Annotated in this window: 23 protein-coding genes; 16 read left to right on the forward strand and 7 right to left on the reverse strand. The window is 66.1% G+C overall.

The window, feature by feature from the left end:
* Positions 1-15: 15 nt before the first annotated feature.
* From A9D12_RS09375 to A9D12_RS09395, 5 genes are read right to left on the reverse strand one after another with little or no spacing between them, the layout of a single operon-like run.
* Positions 16-1200 (reverse strand): CCA tRNA nucleotidyltransferase, encoded by a 1185-nt coding sequence (locus A9D12_RS09375; protein ID WP_068354178.1) that lies wholly within the window; start codon positions 1198-1200, stop codon positions 16-18.
* Positions 1190-1798, reverse strand: a complete 609-nt coding sequence (locus A9D12_RS09380) for a CoA pyrophosphatase (RefSeq protein ID WP_068351153.1) — start codon at positions 1796-1798, stop codon at positions 1190-1192. The genes A9D12_RS09375 and A9D12_RS09380 overlap by 11 nt, the downstream gene beginning before the upstream one ends.
* Positions 1795-2349: a DUF1285 domain-containing protein gene (locus A9D12_RS09385; protein ID WP_068351154.1), complete on the reverse strand. Its 555-nt coding sequence runs from the start codon at positions 2347-2349 to the stop codon at positions 1795-1797. Before A9D12_RS09385 ends, A9D12_RS09380 begins: the two co-directional genes overlap by 4 nt.
* A gap of 52 nt (positions 2350-2401) precedes the next feature.
* Positions 2402-2947 carry a GNAT family N-acetyltransferase gene (locus tag A9D12_RS09390; protein ID WP_068351156.1) on the reverse strand — a complete coding sequence of 182 codons (546 nt, stop codon included), beginning with the start codon at positions 2945-2947 and terminating at the stop codon, positions 2402-2404.
* The gene (locus A9D12_RS09395) at positions 2947-4128 is read right to left on the reverse strand and encodes a PQQ-dependent sugar dehydrogenase (protein ID WP_068351158.1); all 1182 of its coding nucleotides are present in this window, start codon (positions 4126-4128) and stop codon (positions 2947-2949) included. Before A9D12_RS09395 ends, A9D12_RS09390 begins: the two co-directional genes overlap by 1 nt.
* Between A9D12_RS09395 and A9D12_RS09400 the strand changes: the two genes are divergently transcribed.
* From A9D12_RS09400 to A9D12_RS09415, 4 genes are all read left to right on the forward strand, one after another.
* Complete coding sequence (locus A9D12_RS09400; RefSeq protein ID WP_068351159.1) at positions 4127-4750, forward strand: ribonuclease HII; 624 nt, start codon at positions 4127-4129, stop codon at positions 4748-4750. The two genes, A9D12_RS09395 and A9D12_RS09400, sit on opposite strands and share 2 nt — an antisense overlap.
* Positions 4751-4950: 200 nt before the next feature.
* Positions 4951-6114, forward strand: a complete 1164-nt coding sequence (locus A9D12_RS09405; RefSeq protein ID WP_068351160.1) for a site-specific DNA-methyltransferase — start codon at positions 4951-4953, stop codon at positions 6112-6114.
* A gap of 8 nt (positions 6115-6122) precedes the next feature.
* Positions 6123-7235: a dihydropteroate synthase gene (gene folP, locus A9D12_RS09410; RefSeq protein ID WP_068351161.1), complete on the forward strand. Its 1113-nt coding sequence runs from the start codon at positions 6123-6125 to the stop codon at positions 7233-7235.
* A gap of 78 nt (positions 7236-7313) precedes the next feature.
* A complete protein-coding gene (locus A9D12_RS09415; RefSeq protein ID WP_068351163.1) occupies positions 7314-7748 on the forward strand; it encodes a hypothetical protein in 435 nt (144 codons plus the stop codon).
* Positions 7749-7827: 79 nt separating this feature from the next.
* On the opposite strand, the gene A9D12_RS09420 is transcribed toward A9D12_RS09415, so the two are convergent.
* Both A9D12_RS09420 and A9D12_RS09425 read right to left on the reverse strand, forming a co-directional pair.
* A complete protein-coding gene (locus tag A9D12_RS09420; RefSeq protein ID WP_068351166.1) occupies positions 7828-8589 on the reverse strand; it encodes an SDR family NAD(P)-dependent oxidoreductase in 762 nt (253 codons plus the stop codon).
* A 58-nt stretch (positions 8590-8647) separates the two neighbouring features.
* Positions 8648-10084: a sigma-54-dependent transcriptional regulator gene (locus tag A9D12_RS09425; protein WP_068354181.1), complete on the reverse strand. Its 1437-nt coding sequence runs from the start codon at positions 10082-10084 to the stop codon at positions 8648-8650.
* Positions 10085-10381: 297 nt separating this feature from the next.
* Between A9D12_RS09425 and A9D12_RS14725 the strand changes: the two genes are divergently transcribed.
* The 12 genes from A9D12_RS14725 to A9D12_RS09480 all read left to right on the forward strand — a co-directional run bounded on the left by A9D12_RS14725 (position 10382) and on the right by A9D12_RS09480 (position 19050).
* Positions 10382-10504: an aa3-type cytochrome c oxidase subunit IV gene (locus tag A9D12_RS14725; protein WP_156522851.1), complete on the forward strand. Its 123-nt coding sequence runs from the start codon at positions 10382-10384 to the stop codon at positions 10502-10504.
* Positions 10505-10515: 11 nt separating this feature from the next.
* Positions 10516-11637 (forward strand): NAD(P) transhydrogenase subunit alpha, encoded by a 1122-nt coding sequence (locus A9D12_RS09430; RefSeq protein WP_068351168.1) that lies wholly within the window; start codon positions 10516-10518, stop codon positions 11635-11637.
* Between the two features lie 4 nt (positions 11638-11641).
* Positions 11642-12007, forward strand: a complete 366-nt coding sequence (locus A9D12_RS09435) for a PH domain-containing protein (protein WP_068351170.1) — start codon at positions 11642-11644, stop codon at positions 12005-12007.
* A gap of 10 nt (positions 12008-12017) precedes the next feature.
* Entirely contained in the window at positions 12018-12407 is a 390-nt protein-coding gene (locus tag A9D12_RS09440) for a hypothetical protein (RefSeq protein WP_068351172.1), read from the forward strand.
* A gap of 1 nt (position 12408) precedes the next feature.
* Positions 12409-12690 carry an NAD(P) transhydrogenase subunit alpha part 2 gene (locus A9D12_RS09445; RefSeq protein ID WP_068351175.1) on the forward strand — a complete coding sequence of 94 codons (282 nt, stop codon included), beginning with the start codon at positions 12409-12411 and terminating at the stop codon, positions 12688-12690.
* A 3-nt stretch (positions 12691-12693) separates the two neighbouring features.
* A complete protein-coding gene (locus tag A9D12_RS09450) occupies positions 12694-14154 on the forward strand; it encodes an NAD(P)(+) transhydrogenase (Re/Si-specific) subunit beta (RefSeq protein ID WP_068351177.1) in 1461 nt (486 codons plus the stop codon).
* A 28-nt stretch (positions 14155-14182) separates the two neighbouring features.
* The gene (locus tag A9D12_RS09455; RefSeq protein WP_082925498.1) at positions 14183-14560 is read left to right on the forward strand and encodes a hypothetical protein; all 378 of its coding nucleotides are present in this window, start codon (positions 14183-14185) and stop codon (positions 14558-14560) included.
* A gap of 19 nt (positions 14561-14579) precedes the next feature.
* Positions 14580-14921: a hypothetical protein gene (locus tag A9D12_RS09460; RefSeq protein WP_068351179.1), complete on the forward strand. Its 342-nt coding sequence runs from the start codon at positions 14580-14582 to the stop codon at positions 14919-14921.
* Between the two features lie 131 nt (positions 14922-15052).
* On the forward strand, positions 15053-16246 hold the full coding sequence (locus tag A9D12_RS09465) for a parallel beta-helix domain-containing protein (protein WP_068351181.1): 1194 nt from the start codon (positions 15053-15055) through the stop codon (positions 16244-16246).
* Positions 16243-17256, forward strand: a complete 1014-nt coding sequence (locus A9D12_RS09470; RefSeq protein ID WP_335645777.1) for an SO2930 family diheme c-type cytochrome — start codon at positions 16243-16245, stop codon at positions 17254-17256. The genes A9D12_RS09465 and A9D12_RS09470 overlap by 4 nt, the downstream gene beginning before the upstream one ends.
* The gene (locus A9D12_RS09475; RefSeq protein ID WP_068351183.1) at positions 17253-18251 is read left to right on the forward strand and encodes an alpha/beta fold hydrolase; all 999 of its coding nucleotides are present in this window, start codon (positions 17253-17255) and stop codon (positions 18249-18251) included. Before A9D12_RS09470 ends, A9D12_RS09475 begins: the two co-directional genes overlap by 4 nt.
* A gap of 94 nt (positions 18252-18345) precedes the next feature.
* Complete coding sequence (locus tag A9D12_RS09480) at positions 18346-19050, forward strand: aspartate/glutamate racemase family protein (RefSeq protein ID WP_068351184.1); 705 nt, start codon at positions 18346-18348, stop codon at positions 19048-19050.
* The last annotated feature ends 306 nt before the right edge of the window (positions 19051-19356 follow it).

Raw genomic sequence — 19356 nt, forward strand, 5'->3', positions numbered from 1 at the left:
CGGGCATCGCTACGATCAGGGGGTGAGGCGGGCGATTTCCTCGGTGAGCAGCGTGTCGATCCGCGCCGCATCGGGGAAGCCTTCGGCCACCCAGCGCGCTTCGACCGCCTGAAGCGTGCGCGCGACCAGCGGCCCGGCGGTGATCCCGCGCGCGACGATGCTGCCGCCTTTCAAGGGAAAGACGGGAATGCTCCAGTCTTGCAAGCCCGAAGCATCGCCGCCGCCCAAGAGCAGGCGGTCGGTCGCTCCCGCGATGCCCAGCTTGTAGGCCAGCGCCCGCGGGTCCGCGGCATCGCCGGGCGTGCGCTGCGCCGCGACGATCAGCCGCCCGCGCTGCACCTTCGACAGCCGCAGGCGTGCTGCCACCGTTTCGGCCACTTCGGGCATCGGCGGGAGCAGCGCGGAAAGCCGCCGGACCGGGTCGGGCGCGACACCCTGTTGGTGTTCGGCGGCGATCACCTGCGCCAGCAGCGCGATCTGCGGCGGGCAGGCTTCGGGCAGGATCACCGGCAACACGCCCCTCGCGCGCATCCGGGCGATCGTGGGATGGGGATCGGGCAGCGCGAGCAGCGCCAGCAGTTCGGCTGCAATCCGTTCGCGGCTCAACCCTTTAAGCGTATGCGCAAGCTCGGCGCAGGCTTCTTCGGCCTCTGCATCCAGTTCCGCACCGAACCGCGTCTGGAAGCGGTAATAGCGCAGGATGCGCAGGTGATCCTCGGCAATCCGCTGGCGTGCATCCCCGATAAACCGCACGCGGCCTGCGGCGAGATCGGCAAGCCCGCTGAAATAGTCGCTGATTTCGAGCGTTTCGGGATGCGCGTAGAGCGCGTTGATCGTGAAATCGCGCCTCGCGGCATCCTCCGGCCAATCGGTTGCGAATGCGATCGTCGCGCGCCGCCCGTCGGTGGCCACATCGCGGCGCAGCGTGGTGATCTCGACCGGGCCGTCTTTAAGGATCGCTGTCACCGTGCCGTGGTCGATCCCGGTCGGCACGGTGCGAATGCCCGCCCGCCCGCAGGCGGCGATCACTTGGGCAGGCAGCAGCCTTGTGGCGCAATCGACATCGTGGACGGGCACGCCCAGCAATCCGTCGCGCACCGCACCGCCGACCCAGCGGATATTCTCCGCCCCCAGCGCTGCGGTGAGCAGGGCCAGCCCCTCGCGCCGCGTCCACGACGCGGTCCGCAGATCACGCAGCATCATGCAGCGCCTCCAGCGAGATGCGCCGCGACAGGTTGGCGATGATTGCCGCGGTCACGCCCCAGATCCTGAAACCCTGCCATTCGAGTTCCAGATAGCGCCGGTTCGCACCGCGCCAGAACACCTCGTTGGTGGTCCAGTTGGCGGGATCCAGCAGCAGCCGCAGCGGCGCCTCGAACCAGGCTTCGACTTCGGCAGGGTTGGGGACGAGCGGTAGCCCGGGGGGCACCAGGCCCACCACCGGGGTCACCAGAAACCCGGTGCCGGTGTGATAGAGGTCGCTGGCCCCGATCACCTGCACCGCATCGCGCGGCAGGGCGAGTTCTTCTTCGGCTTCGCGCAGCGCGGCGGTGACCGCGTCCTCGCCCGGATCGAGCTTGCCGCCGGGAAAGGCGACCTGTCCCGGATGATCGCGCATCGCGCGCGGGCGCTGGGTCAGGATCACCTGCGGATCATCGGCGACATCGGTGATCGCCACCAGCACCGCCGCCGGGGTCGCACGGCCCCCTTGCGCAAAATGCGCGTCGCTCAACAGGCCGTCAACGCTCTGCGCATGGCCTTGCGCAAAGGCGCGCGACAGGGGCGCATGGAGGCTCACGGCAGAAGGCGGAACTGGGCGCCCTGGCTCGCAACATGCCAGCCATTGTCCTCCGCCCCTTCGGCCAGCGCGATCTCGGCCAGTTGCGCCCAGGTCGAGCGGTTCAATCGCGCCTCGCACCCGCGCCGGGCGTGGAGATAGAGCGCCGGCGCATCGGCGGTGCCGCCAGCGCGCAAGGGGTGATCGGGCCCTGCGATCACCAGTTCATCGGTGTTTAGCCGGAACACCAGCGCATCGTCGGTGCGCACGCAATCGGTGGCGATGAAGGCGGCATCCTCGACTTCGATGCGCAGCTTCTCGAACGGGGTGACCAGCCAGTGCTGCCCGTCCTCGTCGCGGGTCAGCAGGCTGGCAAAGGCGCGCACCATCGCCTCGCGGCGGATTTCGCCGCCTTCGTGAAACCACGTCCCGTCGGCGGCGATCACCATGTGGCTTTCGCCGCTTTGCTGCGGGGTCCAGGTCTCGATCGGGGGCAGCTTGCGCTCGTCCACCAGCGCAGCGATCTGCGCAAGGGTCAGTCCGGCAAGGTGCGGGGGAGGTTCGTATGGCATAGCCGCGAACCGATGGCAGATGCGCCGCGCAAGGTGAAGAGGGAACGCGTCCCTAACGCTCCCACGGCCCCAGCATCCCCTCGGCGGGCATCGCCGCCAGACCGTGCCCGCGGGCGAGCAGCCGGTCCTGTTCGTATGGGCCGGGGCAGCGCCACCCGCCGGTGAACGCGCCGGAAAAACCCCAGCGTCCGTAATAGGACGCATCGCCGATCAGCACCTGCGGCAGCGCCGGGCCGCCGCCTGCCGCAAGCCGCGCATCCTCGGCGATCATCGCGCTCATGAGGCCAACGCCAAAGCCCTCGCCCTGCCGTTCGGGAACCACCGCGACCGGCCCCACCATCACCAGCGGCACCTGCCCCTGTTTGGTCTGCAGCGCGATCGGCCAGCACTGGATCGTGCCTACCAGCATGTCGTTTTCATCGAGCGCGGCAAGGCTCAATCCCGGCAGCCAGTCCATGCCTTCGCGGATGCGATAGGCGGTGCGGGCATGGCGATCGGCGCCGAAGGCACGGTCGAGCAACGCTTCGATCATCGCCGGATCGACCGCTTCCAATGGGATCAGCGTTGCCGACTGTGTCGGAGAGGGCTCGGCGTTCATCAGCGCGCGGTCAGCTTGTAAAGGCTGGCGCCCTTGCCGTCCTCGGCAATCCAGACCGCGCCATCCGGCCCCTGCGCAATCGCGCGCAGCCGCTTTTCAAAGCCGTAACGCTTGGCCTCGCGCGCGGTCGTGCCGGTGATCGCGACATCGATCAGCGCCTCGGTGGCAAGACCAGGCATCAGCGCATGACCTTTCCACGCCGGGAACATCGCGCCGGTGTAGATCAGCATGTCGCCCGGCGCGATCACCGGGTTCCAGCTCAAGGTCGGCTGGGCAAAACCATCGTCGGCAGCATGATCGGGGATCGGCTTGCCATCGTAATGGTCGCCGTTCGACCGCACCGGCCAGCCGTAGTTTGCGCCCGCTGCGACAAGGTTCAGCTCGTCCCCGCCGGCAGGGCCGTGTTCGACCTCCCACAGGCGGCCTTGCGCATCCCAGTCCATCCCCAAAATGTTGCGGTGGCCCCATGACCAGATCTCGGCATTGACGCCGCCCTTGGCAGCCAGCGGATTGCCGGCGGCAGGCGTGCCATCGAGGTTGAGCCGCACGATCTTGCCCAGCGTGTTGCCGGTTTCCTGCGAGGGTTGCATCTTCTGGCGTTCGCCGCTCGCAACGAACAGGTATCTGCCATCGGGCGAGAAGGCGAGCCGGTGCGAATAGTGCCCGCGCCCGGTGACCTTCGGGGTCTGGCGCCAGATCACGCGGAAGCCTTCGATGCTGCACGCGGTTGCCGAGGTGCAGGCAAGCTTGCCCATGCCCACCGCCGCGCCGCGCGTGTCGGCTTCACCCGCTTCGGCAAAGGAGAGATAGATTGTCCGTCCGGCGAGCGGGCCTGACTTTTCGGCCGGCAGGAAGGCGACATCGCCAAGCCCGCCCTGACCGCCATAATCCACCGCCGGCACGCCGCTGACGCTGCCTTCCTGTCCGGTGGCGGTGTCGATGAATTTGAGCTTGCCCGATTTCTCAGTGACGAACAGCGTTGCGGTGCCTGGCGCAAAGGCGAGCGCCCATGGTTCCTCGAAGGTGGCGACCTTGGCGGAGGCAAAGGGCGTGGCCGGACCGGTGGTGGCAACGATGTCGCCCGATGCGGCGGCGGTTTCCACCGGATCGGCGCTGGCACAGCTTGCCAGTGCGATGGCGGCGGTCGAAAGAGCGGCGAGCATACGGACAGGACGGATCATGCTTGGGATCACTCCGGAAATTGCGGCATCGCGAAAATCGCTGGTCATCGGCGTCGACGAGGCAGGCCGCGGGCCGCTCGCCGGGCCGGTGGTGGCCGCGGCTGTGGTTCTGGGGGAGGGGATACCCACAGGGCTCGACGATTCCAAGCGCTTATCGGCCCGGCGGCGCGCGGTGCTCGATCCCCAGATCCGGCAGGGCTGCGGCTGGGCCGTCGCGGTGGTCGAAACCGACGAGATCGACCGCGTGAATATTTTCATGGCAACGATGCTGGCGATGACCCGCGCGGTCGATGCGCTCACCGCAGCGCTCGGCCGGATGCCGCACGCGGTATTGATCGATGGCAACATGACACCGCAGGGGCGCTGTGCCGAATGGCGCTGGCCTGCGCGCCCGATCGTCGGCGGGGACGCGAGCGAGCCGTGCATTTCGGCCGCCTCGATCATCGCCAAGGAATGGCGCGACCGGATCATGCTTGAGGCTGCCGCGGCGCATCCGCACTACGGCTGGGAGCGCAACAAGGGCTATGGCACCGCCGAGCATCTGGAGGCGCTGCGAACCCACGGGGCGACCCCGCTGCACCGCCGCAGCTTTGCCCCCGTGGCGCAATTGCCGCTGATCTGACCGCGGGCTTTTTTCCCGGTTCGGGTGAGTCCTCCCCGCCACACCGCTGCATCTGGAGTCCGGCCAAGGGGCGGGGACTCAACATCTTGTGCGGGACTCGTTTCGTTCCGCACACGGCCCGACGCAGCGGGACAAGTTGCGAAAAATTAGTCGCTTGACGCGGACTCTTCAAAGACTCATGCCTGTGGATAAATCGGGACATGACAAATGAGGGTCAAGTGGCAAGCGTAATAGAAAAGGTGAAGTCGCGCGCGAAAAGCGTTCAAAAGACGCAGGAAATCGTCCGCGCGGCGGATCTTCCGCTGGGCCGTATCCTGCCCGGCGACTGCATCGAAGCGATGCGTTCGCTTCCTTCCGCCAGCGTCGATCTGGTCTTCGCCGATCCGCCCTATAACCTGCAACTGGGCGGCGATCTGGCGCGTCCGGATGGCAGCCATGTGGATGCGGTGACCGATCACTGGGACCAGTTCGATAGCATGGCTGCCTATGACAAGTTCACCCGCGAATGGCTGACCGAAGCGCGCCGGGTGCTCAAGCCCGATGGCGGGCTGTGGGTGATCGGCAGCTACCACAATATCTTCCGCGTGGGTGCAATCTTGCAGGATCTGGGCTTCTGGATTCTGAACGACATCGTCTGGCGCAAGACCAATCCCATGCCCAATTTCAAGGGCACCCGCTTCACCAACGCGCACGAGACGCTGATCTGGGCGAGCATGGGCGAGAAGTCGCGCTACCACTTCAACTATCGCGCGATGAAGACGCTCAATGATGAGCTTCAGATGCGTTCGGACTGGGTGCTGCCGATCTGTTCGGGCGGCGAACGGCTGAAGGAAAACGGCAAGAAGGCGCACCCGACGCAAAAGCCCGAAGCGCTGCTCTATCGCGTGCTCCTTGCAACCACGGAGAAGGGCGACGTCGTGCTCGACCCCTTCTTCGGCACCGGCACCACTGGCGCGGTCGCAACGCGCCTGGGGCGCCAGTGGATCGGGTGCGAGCGCGAGGCGAGCTATCGCAGTGTCGCGGAAAAACGGATCGCCAAGGAACTTCCGCTCGATGAAAGCGCGCTGACCACGATGCAGTCGCCGCGCTCTGCTCCCAAGGTCGCGTTCGGTGCGGTGGTTGAAGGCGGGCTGATCCCGCCGGGCAGCGCCGTATTCGACAAGAAGCGCCGCTGGATCGCCACGGTGCGCGCTGATGGCAGCCTCGAATGGCAGGGCAAGACCGGCTCGATCCACGGGCTGGGCAAGGAATTGCAGGGCGCGCCGTCGTGCAATGGGTGGACCTTCTGGCACTTCGAAAAGGCAGGCGATGTCCAACCGATCGATGCCGCACGCCAGCTTTACCTGCTCGCCGCCGAAGACTGACGGTCGCGATGTCGGCGCGCGTCTATCTCCACCCGCTGACGCTGGTTTCCGGGCCGCAGGCGGTCGACGGCGCAGCGGTGCGGCTGGGCGGGTCGATGGCCTACGCCCGCGAATTTGCGCTGGTGGTGCGCAAAGGCGGCACAGTGACCGAGCGCATGGTCGGCACGCCGCGCGAGATCAAGGCGGCGATTGCGCGGCTTTCGGGAGCGCTGGCGGATGATGCGGCGGCGCAATGGGCCAACCTCGCCAAGGCGCACGCACCGCTCGAACTGGGCGCACGCACGGTCCGGCTCGACCAGCCGCAGGTGGTGGGCATCCTCAACGTCACCCCCGACAGTTTCTCCGATGGCGGCCGGCATGACGCCGCCGAGGCAGGCCGTGCGCATGCCGCCGCGATGCTTGAGGCAGGCGCGGCGATGATCGACATCGGCGGGGAAAGCACGCGGCCCGGCGCTGCGGCGACCTTCGAGGACGAGGAGATCGGGCGGGTCCGCCCGGCGGTCGAATACTGCGCCGCGATGGGCGCTGCGATCAGCCTCGACACGCGGCGTGCCGGGGTGCTGATGGCGGGCCTCGCGGCGGGCGCGCACATGGCCAACGATGTCTCGGCAATGCGCTATGACCCGCGCATGATCGAGGTGGTCGCGAGCCAGGCCTGCCCCGTCATCCTGATGCACGCACCCGGCGCAGGCGAGGATCTGCACGCGGGTGCAAGCTATACCGATGTGGTGAGCGACGTCTTCGATTTCCTCGCCGCCGCACGCGACCGGGCGCTGGCCGCAGGCATCGCACCAGGGCGGATCGTGCTCGACCCCGGGATCGGCTTCGGCAAGTCGCTCGCCGAAAACCTTGCGCTGATGAACGCGCTGCCGCTGTTTCATGCGCTGGGCTGCCCGCTGATGCTGGGGGCGAGCCGCAAGCGGATGATCGGGGCCCTGTCGCGCGAGGAAGCGGCGGACGCACGACTGGCGGGATCGCTGGCGCTCGCGCTCAGGGGCATGGAGGCGGGCGTCCACCTGCTGCGCGTCCACGACGTGGCCGAGACGGTGCAGGCGCGCAATGTCTGGCGGGGCCTGCGCGATACCGGGCTTACCGATTTCAGCCAGTTGCTTCCGCTCTGATTTCGTCAGTGCGGGCAGTCGCGGCTTGTGCGACCTCGCGTTTCGTGAAATATTTCAGTCCATTGGGGAGAGGGCGAAATGGCGAGGAATCCGGTGATCTGTGCGGTGGCAGCGGCGCTTTCGCTCGGTCTGGCGGGCGGGCTGGCGGTGCCCGGGGCTGCGCAGGACGCGGTCGATATCTTCGGTTTCAAGGCGCCGGGCGGCAAGGCGCTTGAAAAGCTGGTCGCGGACGCTCAGGCTCATCCGCTCGGCAGCAAGGAAAACCCGGTGCGCGCCGACATGCCCAAGGGCCAGCGTGCCTATCTTGCGCGCCTGCGCTGCGCCGATGGCAAGCGCCCGGCCTTCGAGCGGGCTGGCAGCATGGGGATCGGGGTTTTCGGTCGGATCATCGACGGTTATGACGTGCGCTGCGAAGGCAGCACGCCCGAGACGACGATGATCTACATGGACATGTATCACCCCGGCCACCGCGAGGCCGCAGCGGTCGAAGGGTTCACGATCACGCCAGCCTGAAGCGGGCGTTTCCGGCGGCAAAATGTTTCACGTGAAACATTTCAATGGCTTGCGGTAGGATTCCCGCAGTAGCAATCCGTCAGAGCGTGAACCCGCCATCGGTGACCATCACGTGTCCGGTGATATTCGCCGCCCCGTCGCCGAGCAGGTAGCAGATCGTGTCCGCCATTTCGTCGGAGGAGGCAAAGCGGCGCAGGGGCGTGGTCTTGGCCATCCGCGCAATCGCGGCTTCGCGTCCGACCGCGGCGACCAGCGCCTTGAAATCTTCGCCTTCGTCCCAGATCGCCGTGTCCACGCCGCCGGGCGCTATCGCATTGACACGAATGCCCTTTTCGGCGTTTTCGGCGGCGGCGATCCGCGCCATGTGGGCAACAGCGGCCTTGGACACGCCATAAGGCCCGATCCCCGGCACCGGCTTCAACCCCGTGGTCGAGGCGACCACCACCACGCTGCCGGGCCCATCCGCCATTGCGCGCAGCGAATGGGCCAAGGTCAGAAATGCGCCGTCGAGATTGACCGCCATCACGCGGCGCCATTCGGCGAGCGAAATCGACGAAATCTGCCCCCCCGAACCGATGCCTGCGTTGACCACGGCATGGTCTAAACCGGCCAAGAGGGGGTCTAGACCCACCCAAAGCGCCTCGTCCGCGACGCTGCCGACGATGCGATGCACCTCGCAAGGCCCAAGATCGAGCGCGTCCATCCCGGCCGCATCGACATCGACCAGCACTAGCTTACCCGCGCCGCGTGCGGCCAGCATGCGCGCGCAGGCCGCTCCGATCCCCGATGCGGCCCCTGTGACCAGTGCGCTGCGCCCGCTGAATTCCTGAATATGTGTCATGGCCCAAGGGCTAGGCCCGCAAGCAAGCGCAATCAAGCCGTGTGATTGCGGCGCGCGGTCATGCCGCGTTGTCGATCCCCAGATCGCTGAGCTTGCGGTAAAGCGTCGAGCGCCCGATCCCCAGCCTGCGCGCCACTTCGGTCATCCGCCCGCGATAGTGCCCGATGGCGAGCCGGATCACGTCGGCCTCGATTTCTTCCAATGGGCGCAGATTGCCATCGGGGGTGTAGAGCATGATGCCAACGCCCTCGTGCGTGCTCGCCGCGGTCACGCTGCCCTGTTCGCCGAGCATTTCGGACAATTGCGGGAAGCTGTCGGCGGTAAGCGAATTGCCTTCGCAATAGACTGCCGCGCGGAACAGGACCGATTGCAGCTGGCGGACATTGCCCGGCCAGTCATAGGCGGCCAGCAGCGCGAGCGCGCTGTCCGACACCGACAGGTGGTTGAGCCCCGGCTGTTCGCCGATCCGGGCGAGGAAATGGCGGGTGAGCGCGGGAATATCGCCGCTGCGATCGCGCAAGGGCGGCAGCACGATCCGCGTCGCACCAAGTTTCGCAGCAAGCGCGGCATCGAACTTGCCCGCCGCCACCATCCGGTCGAGCCCGATATTGCTGGTGACGAGCAGGCGCACATCGACACGGAAACCATAGCTTGCACCCACCGGGCGGATGATCCCGCTGCCCAGCGCCTCGGCCAGCCGCTGCTGCATGGCGGGGGTCAGGCGGTCGACCTCGTCGAGGATCAGCGTCCCGCCGTCGCAATGCTGGAACGCGCCGATCTGGCGGTCGAAGGCGCCGGGGAAGCTGCCGGGTTCATGCCCGAACAACACCGAATCGATCGATCCTGCGGGGATCGAGGCCAAGCTGATGATCCGCAGCGGGTCTTTCGCCCGCGGCGATGCGCCGTGCATCGCGCGCATCAGCATTTCCTTGCCCGTGCCGCTTTCGCCTTCGATCAGCACGTGGCCATGCCCGCGCGCGGCCTTCGCGGCCTGCGCCAGCGCGGTGCGGAAACTGGGGGCGGTGCCGATCATCGCATCGAAATCGAGCGTGGCGGACATCTTCTCGGTGAGCGGTGCCAGTTCGTCGCGCGGCGAGGCGCGCATCGTGACCGTGCGCAGCGCTTCCATCAACCGGTCGGGGGAGACAGGCTTGACCAGATAATCCGAAGCGCCGGCGCGCATCGCCTCGACCGCGAGCAAGGGCGAGGCGCTGGTGGTGAGCATCAGGATCGGCAGGGCGGGACGGCGCGATTTCAATTCGGCGATCAGCGCGCAGGCATCGTCGCCCGGCACCCACTGGTCGAGCAGGATCGCGGACAATTGCATCCCCTCGCGCGTGCCGAGCATCGCGATCGCGGTTTCGGCATCGGGCGCGACGATCGTGCGCCAGCCATCGCGCGCGGCGATTGCGGTGATGAGACGGCCCTGTGCCGGCTCGTCATCGATCAGCATGACGATTCGCGCATCGTCCTGTGCCTGGGGGAGGCAATCCATCTCTGCCATCTCTCGTGCCGCTCGGCTCCCTTGGCGCTGCAACAAGGGGCTGCGCGCCATCAGCGGCCTGCAATAATCGCGGGAGGTAAAAACGTGATTAAGGCTGTGCCGGGGCGGGACAGGTCCTGGCGGTGGGCGCACCCGGGCCAAAGCCGCAAGCCTGATATTAAAGTTGGCTTGAGATAGGCGCGAGGGCGCGATACGTGGATTGGCATGGGCCGTCCGGCCCGATTTTCGAAGACCATGCGGCAACCAAACGCTCGCCCGAGCGTTCGGAGGCCAAGGGGAGACCAAAGAATGACTGTTCACGACATGGAAAAGGCCGAAGCCACCTACACCGGCTTCATGGCGACGCTCAAATGGGCGGTGCCGCTGATCGCGGTCATCGCGGCCGTCGTCGTCATCACGATCGCAAGCTAAGCCTCGCGCACGTGAAAATCGCCATCCTGAAGGAGCGCGCCTCGGGCGAGACGCGCGTCGCCGCGACGCCGGAAACGGTCAAGAAATTCGCCAGCCTCGGCTGCGATGTCGCCGTCGAAACGGGGGCGGGAGAGACCGCTTCCTGCCCCGATGCGGCCTATGCCGAAGCAGGTGCAAGCGTCGGCGATGCGGCGGCGACGGTGAAGGATGCCGACATCGTGCTCGGCATTCAGGCGCCCGATGTGGCGCTGCTTCAGGGGGCACGGCCTGGTGCGTGGGTGGCGGCCTTGTTCGATCCGTTCACGCGGCGCGACGTGGTCGATGCCTATGCGGGCGCGGGCTTTGAAGCGCTCTCGATGGAATTCATGCCGCGCATCACCCGCGCGCAGTCGATGGACGTGTTGTCCTCGCAATCGAACCTTGCGGGGTACAAGGCGGTGCTGGCAGCCGCCGATGCCTATGGCCGCGCCTTCCCGATGATGATGACTGCGGCCGGCACGGTGCAGGCCGCGCGCGTCTTCATCATGGGTGTGGGCGTCGCGGGCCTTCAGGCGATTGCCACCGCGCGGCGTCTGGGTGCGCAGGTTTCGGCGACCGATGTGCGCAGCGCCACCAAAGAACAGATCCAGTCTTTGGGTGCAAAGGCGATCTTCGTCGAGAATGTCGCGGGGATCGAAGGCGAAGGCTCGGGCGGCTATGCCACCGAAATGAGCGAGGAATACCAGCGCGCGCAGGCCGAACTGGTGAGCGGCCACATCGCCAAGCAGGACATCGTCATCACCACGGCGCTGATCCCGGGCCGCGCCGCCCCGCGCCTGATCACCGACGTGCAGATCGCGACGATGAAGCCCGGCAGCGTGATCTATGACCTGGCGGTCGCCCAAGGCGGCAATGTCGAAGGGTCGGTCGCCGATCAGGTCGTGGAAAAGCACGGCGTCAAGATCATCGGCTATTCGAACACCCCCGCCACGCTTCCCGCCGACGCCTCGGCGCTGTTTGCGAGGAACCACTACAATTTCCTCAGCGCTTTCTGGGACAAGGAAAGCGGCAAGCCTGTGCTCGACGAGGAAATCGGCAATGCCATCCGGCTGACGCAGGGCGGCAAGGTCGTCAGCGAACGGCTGCTCGGCTGAGCCGATGGGCCTGATCAACGCCACCGTCTGGGACACCGCCGACGCTGCCGAAGACCTCGCCTATGCGCTCGGGCGCGGCGAGGTGATGCGGATGGCGTTCAAGCTGGTGCGCGATTCGATCATCTTCACCGATCGCCGCATCCTGATGATCGACGTGCAGGGCCTGACAGGATCGAAGAAGCGCTTTGTGACCATCCCCTACCGCGCGATCACGACCTTTACGCTCGAAAGCGCAGGCCATTTCGATCTCGATACCGAGGTCACGCTGACCGTTTCGGGGTCGCCGCCGATTGCCTTCAACGTCAGCCGCGGGGCGGACGTGCCGGGGCTGGTGACGCTGCTGACCGAATATCTCGCGCCGGGGAAATAGGGGAACGCGCATGGGCAGGCTTTCACATCACGTCGCGCGGCTTGCCATTCTTCCGCTAGCCGCTTTGCTCGCCGCCGCAACGCCTGCCGAAGAGCGCGCTGCCGCACTGTCGGGCACGTGGACCGTCGATCTCAGGGTCGATCTGGCTGACGAGCCCTATTCGCAGCCGATGGTTCTGAGCATTGCCGCAGACGGCGCGATCACCGGCAGCTTCTACAACAGTGAAATCCTCGCCGGGCGGGCCGGGTCGGCACAGGGGCGCACCTGCGTCGCCTTCCGCACGACTGACGGGCAGGGCCTCTATCACACCTCGGCCTGCCTCGTGGATGGCAAGATGGTCGGCCAGACCTGGGCCGAGGGCCGCAATTTCGTTCTGCCATGGACCGCAACAAGGGGCTGACATGGACTTTATTTCGATTCTTTCGATCTTCGTGTTGGCCTGCTTCGTGGGCTACTACGTCGTTTGGTCGGTGACCCCGGCGCTGCACACCCCGCTGATGGCGGTGACCAATGCGATTTCGTCCGTCATCATCGTCGGCGCGCTGATCGCGGCGGCTGAGGCAAACAGCCCGATTGCCAAGTATCTCGGCCTGTTCGGCGTGGTGCTGGCCAGCATCAACATCTTCGGCGGCTTTGCGGTGACGCAGCGCATGCTCGCGATGTACAAGAAGAAGGGGAAGTAAGAGATGAGCTTCTCTATTCTTGCCGCAGGCGCGGCGCATGGCGGCGGAACCCCGGCTTGGGCGATGCTCGCCTATCTCGTGTCGGGCGTGTTCTTCATCCTCGCACTGCGCGGGCTTTCGAGCCCGGCGACCAGCCAAGCGGGCAATCGCAACGGCATGATCGGGATGGGCATCGCGCTCATCACGACGCTGGTGACGCATGACCTTGCCAATATCTTCGAGATCGCCGCAGCGCTGGCGATTGGCGGCGTGATCGGCGTTGTGATCGCGCGCCGCATCGCGATGACCGCGATGCCCGAACTGGTTGCAGGCTTCCACAGCCTTGTCGGCTTGGCGGCCGTGGTGGTGGGCTTTGGCGCGTGGCTCGATCCGCAGTCCTTCGGGATCGTCGATGGCGCCGGGCAGATCCTCGCCGTGAGCCGCATTGAACTCGGCCTCGGCATTGCCATCGGGGCGATCACCTTCTCGGGCTCGGTCATCGCCTTCCTCAAGCTGTCGGGCCGGATGAGCGGTTCGCCGATCATGCTGCCGGGGCGCCATGTCATCAACCTCGGCACGCTGGCTGCGATCCTCGGCCTGATCGCGCTCTACACCATTTCGCCGCAGGGCGGGGCGGGCGAGGGCTGGATGGTGATCGCGATCGCGATCCTCGCCTTCATCATCGGCTTCCTGCTGATCATCCCGATTGGCGGCGCGGACATGCCGGTCGTGGTGTCGATGCTGAACAGCTATTCGGGCTGGGCGGCGGCGGCGATGGGCTTCACGCTGGGCAACAGCGCGATGATCATCACCGGCGCGCTGGTGGGTTCGTCAGGGGCGATCCTCAGCTACATCATGTGCCGCGCGATGAACCGCAGCTTCATCTCAGTGATCGCGGGCGGCTTCGGTGCCGATGCGGGCGCGGGCGGCGGCGGCGGCGGGGCGCGCGAGCAGCGGCCCTACAAGCAGGGCAGCGCGGAAGACGCGGCCTATATGCTCGAACAAGCCGAGAAGGTCATCATCATCCCCGGCTACGGGATGGCGGTGGCCCAGGCGCAGCATGCGCTGCGCGAAATGGGCGACAAGCTGAAGGAAAAGGGCGTGGAGGTGAAATATGCCATCCACCCCGTTGCCGGCCGCATGCCGGGGCACATGAACGTGCTGTTGGCCGAAGCCTCGGTGCCCTACGATGAAGTCTTCGAACTTGAGGACATCAACTCGGAATTCGCGCAGTGCGATGTCGCCTTCATCATCGGCGCGAACGACGTGGTGAACCCGGCGGCCAAGACCGACAAGTCCAGCCCCATCTACGGGATGCCGGTGTTCGATGTCGACAAGGCCAAGCAGGTGTTCTTCATCAAGCGCTCGATGGGAGGTGTGGGCTATGCCGGGGTCGACAACGACGTGTTCTACATGAACCAGACCGTGATGCTGCTGGCGGACGCGAAGAAGATGGTCGAGGAAATCGTCAAGTCGCTGGACTAATGGCGGATTATCGTTCTTGATTGCGGCCATGGCCACGAAGGACGATCAGATGCAGGTTCGGTTTTTCCAGTGTGCGCGCGGGCATTCTGCATCTCTTGCAGCACTGGGCCTAGGCGCAGTGATGCTGGCGGGCTGCGTGCAGACCATTGCCGAAAGCCGGGTGCAATCCGCGCTGGTGGACGCCGGGCTCGACCGCGCCAATGCCGATTGCATGGCGACCCGGATGGTCGACCGGCTGACGATCGACCAGTTGCGCAAGCTCGAAGCGTTGAAACCGCAGGGCAATGAACCGGCGCGGCCAACGACGCTGCAAGGCTATGTCGATCGCGTTGCGCGCGTTGGCGATGCCGAAGTGCTGGCGGTGACCAGCAGTTCGGCGGCGCTGTGCGTGGCGGGTCTGGGCTGAGCAGGGGAAAGTAGCTGTCATGCGCAGATTGCTGATCGGATTGGTGCTGATTATCGCGCTCGGTGCAGGCGCGCTGTTCACCGGGCTTGCCGACCCGCTGGTCGAAAGGCAGGTCAAAGCTGCGCTCGTCGATGCCGGGATCGGCGAAGTCCGCGCGGGCTGCATGGCCGAGCGTATGACAAAGCGCCTCACCATCGGTCAGCTGCTCAACCTGCGCCGTGCGATGGCACCGCTCGAGGGTGAGCCTGCCGAAGGCTACGGGCTGGGCGAGTTGGTCAAGCGGCTCGACCGGGTGGATGACAGCGAGACCGTGGGCGTGCTCACATCCTCGGCCGGGCTTTGCGCGATCGGGATCGGCTAAGGTTCCTCTCCGCCTACCGCTCGCGCTGCTTGAGGCGCTTGCGTCCTTGTCCGCCTACCGCTCGCGCTGCTTGAGGCGCTTGCATTCTCCCCTCCATGCGCCACACTCCGCGCCGGGAGAGGGAGTATAATATGAACCGATTGGCATTGGCCGCCGCGCTGCTGGCATCATCGGCGCCGCTTGCCGCCGAAACGCATCGCGTCGATCCGGCCCAGGGCGCGGCCGCATTGCAGGAAGCGCTGATTCTGGCAGCGCCGGGCGATGTGATCGAACTGGGCGAGGGGCGCTTCACGCTGACCGACGGGCTCAGCCTCGATGTCGCGGGGGTCACCGTGCGCGGGCAGGGGATGGACAAGACGGTCCTCGACTTCACCGGCCAGCAGGGCGCGGGCGAGGGGCTGCTGGTCACCTCCGACAATGTCACCTTGCAAGGTTTCGCGGTCGAAAACCCCAAGGGCGACGGGATCAAGTCCAAGGGTGCGGACGGGATTGTCTATTCGGGCATTCGGGTGGAATGGACCGGCGGGCCGAAGGCCTCGAATGGCGCTTACGGCATATACCCGGTCGAAAGCGTGGGCGTGCTGGTCACCAATTCCAAGGTTTCGGGCGCATCGGACGCCGGGATCTATGTCGGCCAGAGCCGCGACATCACCGTGGCTGAGAACATCGTCACTTTCAACGTCGCCGGGATCGAGATCGAGAACAGCCGCAATGCTTTGGTCACCAACAACATCGCCAGCCGGAACACCGGCGGATTGCTGGTGTTCGATCTGCCGGGCCTGCCGGTGATGAACGGCGGCAACGTGATCCTGCGCGGCAACGTGGTGAAGGACAACGACACCCCGAATTTCGCGCCGCCGGGCAATATCGTCGCCAATGTGCGGCGCGGGACGGGGGTGCTGGTGATGGCGAATGATGGCGTGCTGATCGAGAACAACGCCTTCCAAGGCAATGCCACCGCGCATGTGATGGTGATCGCCTACACGCAAAGCTACGATGATCCGCGCTACAATCCCTATGCGCGAAACGTCATCATCGGGCCCAATGAATTCGGGCGCGGGGGATACGATCCGCAAATCGATGGCAAGGAGATGCTGCTTGCTGCCTTCGGCGGTGCGCTGCCACCGGTGCTGTGGGACGGGATCGTCGAGGATGATAACGGATTGAAGATTGCCGCAGGCGTGACAGGGTGGAGCCTCAACCTGTCGAAACCGGGGCAAAGCCTTGCCGAAGCATCGCCGGGCCCGCTTGACCTGACCCCGCTCGAAAGCTGGGAATTTCCCCATGTCGGCGCGCCCGCCGCGTTGGAGGCGCGGCTGAAGTGAGGCTTACCCGCGCGCTTTTCGGCCTGTCGCTGGCGGCCCTTGGCGGAACCATGGCGGTCCGCGCGGCTGCGCCGGACGCCGGGGTCGATGATGCGGTGGTCGCGGGCAAGGGGATGCCGCGGACGCTATCCGAATACGGGTTCTTCACCGATGCCGCGCGCCAGCAGCCGGCGCCGCGCGTGGTGGCTTACGCGCTCAACACCCCGTTGTGGTCCGACGGGGCGGAGAAGCTGCGCTTCATCTACCTGCCCCAAGGCACGCGGTTGCAGACAGATGGCGAGGGGCTGCTCCAATTCCCCGTGGGCGCGGCAATCATCAAGACCTTTGCCTTTGGCGAGGGGGCGCAGCGCCGGCTGATCGAAACCCGCGTGCTGCTGCACCGCGCGGATGGCTGGACGGCGCTGCCCTATCGCTGGAACGACGCACAGACCGATGCCACGCTCGCGCTGACCGGCGGGCGGGTGGATCTGGTCACGCCCGCCGGCGAAGCATTGTCCTATGCGATCCCGAACAAGAACCAGTGCAAATCGTGCCACGGCAAGGACGGCGCGGTGATCCCGATCGGGCCCAAGGCGCGCAATCTTTCGGCGCGCTGGCTTGGCGAGATGGCTGCGCGCGGGCTGCTGGCGGGCGATCTTGCGGGCGGGGGCCGGCTGCCCGACTGGCGCACGCATGCCAGTGGCCCCGCAGCACCTCTGGCGCGCGCCTATCTTGATGTGAACTGCGCGCATTGCCACCAGCCGGGCGGGGCGGCGTCCAATTCTGGCCTCGATCTGCGCTGGGAGCAGAGCGATCCCCACGCGCTCGGCATCATGAAACGGCCCGTCGCCGCCGGGCGCGGGGCGGGGGACCTGGAATTCTCGGTCCTGCCCGGCCATCCCGACAAGTCGATCCTCGTTTACCGGATGAACAGCGCCGAGCCCGGCATCGCGATGCCCGAACTCGGCAAATCGCGGATCGATCCGGCAGGCGTCGCGGTGGTGCGGCGCTGGATTGCGGAGATGAAATGACAAAATGGATCGTGCGCGGCTTGCTCGCGCTGGGAATAGTGCTGGTCGCCGCCTTCCTGATCTTCCGCACGCCCGATACCGATCCTGCGCGGATGCGCGCCAAATACGGCGCGCCGCCGTCGCAATTCGTCGCTATCGGCGGCGGGGTGACGGTGCATCTGCGCGACGAGGGGCCGCGCGATGCGCCCGCGATCATCCTGCTGCATGGTTCGAACGCCGATCTGCACACCTGGGACCCGTGGAGTGCAGCGTTGGCGCGAAAGTATCGCGTGATCCGGTTCGATCAGGTCGGACACGGATTGACCGGCCCCGATCCGGCAGAGGATTACTCGACCGCGAACTACGTCGCCGATATCGACGCGGTAGCGGACAGGCTGGGGCTTTCGAACTTCGTGGTCGGAGGCAATTCGATGGGCGGCAAGCACGCGCTCGCCTATGCAATCGCGCATCCGGACCGCGTCGCGGGGCTGGTGCTGGTCGATGGCAGCGGCGGGCCGATGCCCCGCCGTGAAGCTGGCGCGCCCAAGAAGGACAGTGGCAATCTGGGCTTCACGATCGCGCGGATTCCCGGCGTCCGCTTGATTGCCGAACAGATCACCCCGCGCTCGCTGATCGCTACCAGCCTGGCCCAATCGGTCAGCGTCAAGTCGGTCGCCAACCCGGCGGCGGTGGACCGTTACTGGGAGCTTCTGCGCTATCCCGGCAACCGCCGCGCAACGCTCAACCGTTTTGCGATGCCCTATGATCCGATCCCTGCCGCTGCGATCGCCGGGCTGACGGTGCCCACCCTGATCCTGTGGGGCGAGGAAGACCGTATCATCCCGGTCGAAGCGGGGCGCTGGCTGGCGAAGACGCTGCCCGACAGCCGTCTGGTCGTCTATCCGCGGATCGGCCATCTGCCGCAGGAAGAAGCGCCGCAGGCGACGCTCCGCGATCTCGAGCTGTGGCTTGCCGAGCACGCCTCGTCCGCAAAGCCGCGCGCGGCCGCGCGATAACCCCAACCGCAACGCCGCCCGGTCTGGACGCGCGCCGCATGTGCGCCCTAGACGGGGCGCGCAGGGGCGTATTCTAAAGGAAAGGGCAGCCGCATTGCGTAAACTCGGGATCATCGGCGGCATGAGCTGGGTGTCGACCGCGACCTATTACGACCGGATCAACCGCCTTGTGCAAAGGCGCACTACCCGAATGACCAGCGCACCCTTGCTGATCGAAAGCCTCGATTTCGCCCATCTCAGCGCGCTCACCGCCGATGCCGACTGGCAGCGTGCGGCCGGCGTGCTGATCGACAGCGCCAAACGGCTCGAAGGGGCGGGGGCGCAAGGCTTGCTGATCGGCGCCAATTCGATGCACCGCCTGTATGACGAGGTCGCGGGCGCGGTGAACATCCCGATCCTGCATATCGCCGATTGTGTCGGTCTGGCGATGGCGCGCGCGGGCACCACCAATGCTGCATTGCTGGGCACGCGCAACGTGATGACCGAAAGCTTCTATCGCAAGCGGCTGGTGGCGCACGGGGTCGATCTGTTGCCGCCCGATCTCGATTATGTCGAACAGCTCGACCGGATCATCTACCGCGAGCTGATGGTGGGCAAGGTCACGCGCGAGGCCGAGCGCAGCTTGAAGACGATCATCACCAACATGGCGCAGGACGGCGCGCAGGCGATCGTTTTGGCCTGCACCGAACTCGACCTCGTCGTCGATGTCGATGCCAATGTCCTGCCAATCTTCGACAGCACACGAATCCACTGCGATGCTGCGGTCGACTGGATCCTCTCATCGCAGGACGGGGGATAAAACTCGGCTGGTCGATGGCGGAGGGCGCTTCGGCGCTATTGTTGGTTGCATGGGGTGCAACTTGTTAACACTCTCGCTAGGGCCACCTCAGGATTTTGCCGTGGAAACGCATTGGCATCATCCGGGTCTTCGGGTCGCACCGCAGACCCGTGGGGTCGTTCTCCTCCCCCCCAATCACCGGAGAGCGGCCCCATATCTGCGATGATGCGCAAGTTTCCCCGATTTCGTTGCGCGCAATATCCTGAATTTCCGGTATTTTCATGCTGTTCTCGTCCCGTTCCGGTTGAGCGGGCGCGGGCTTGCCCG

Source organism: Erythrobacter neustonensis (assembly GCF_001663175.1).
In the GTDB taxonomy this organism is placed as follows: Bacteria; Pseudomonadota; Alphaproteobacteria; order Sphingomonadales; family Sphingomonadaceae; genus Erythrobacter; species Erythrobacter neustonensis.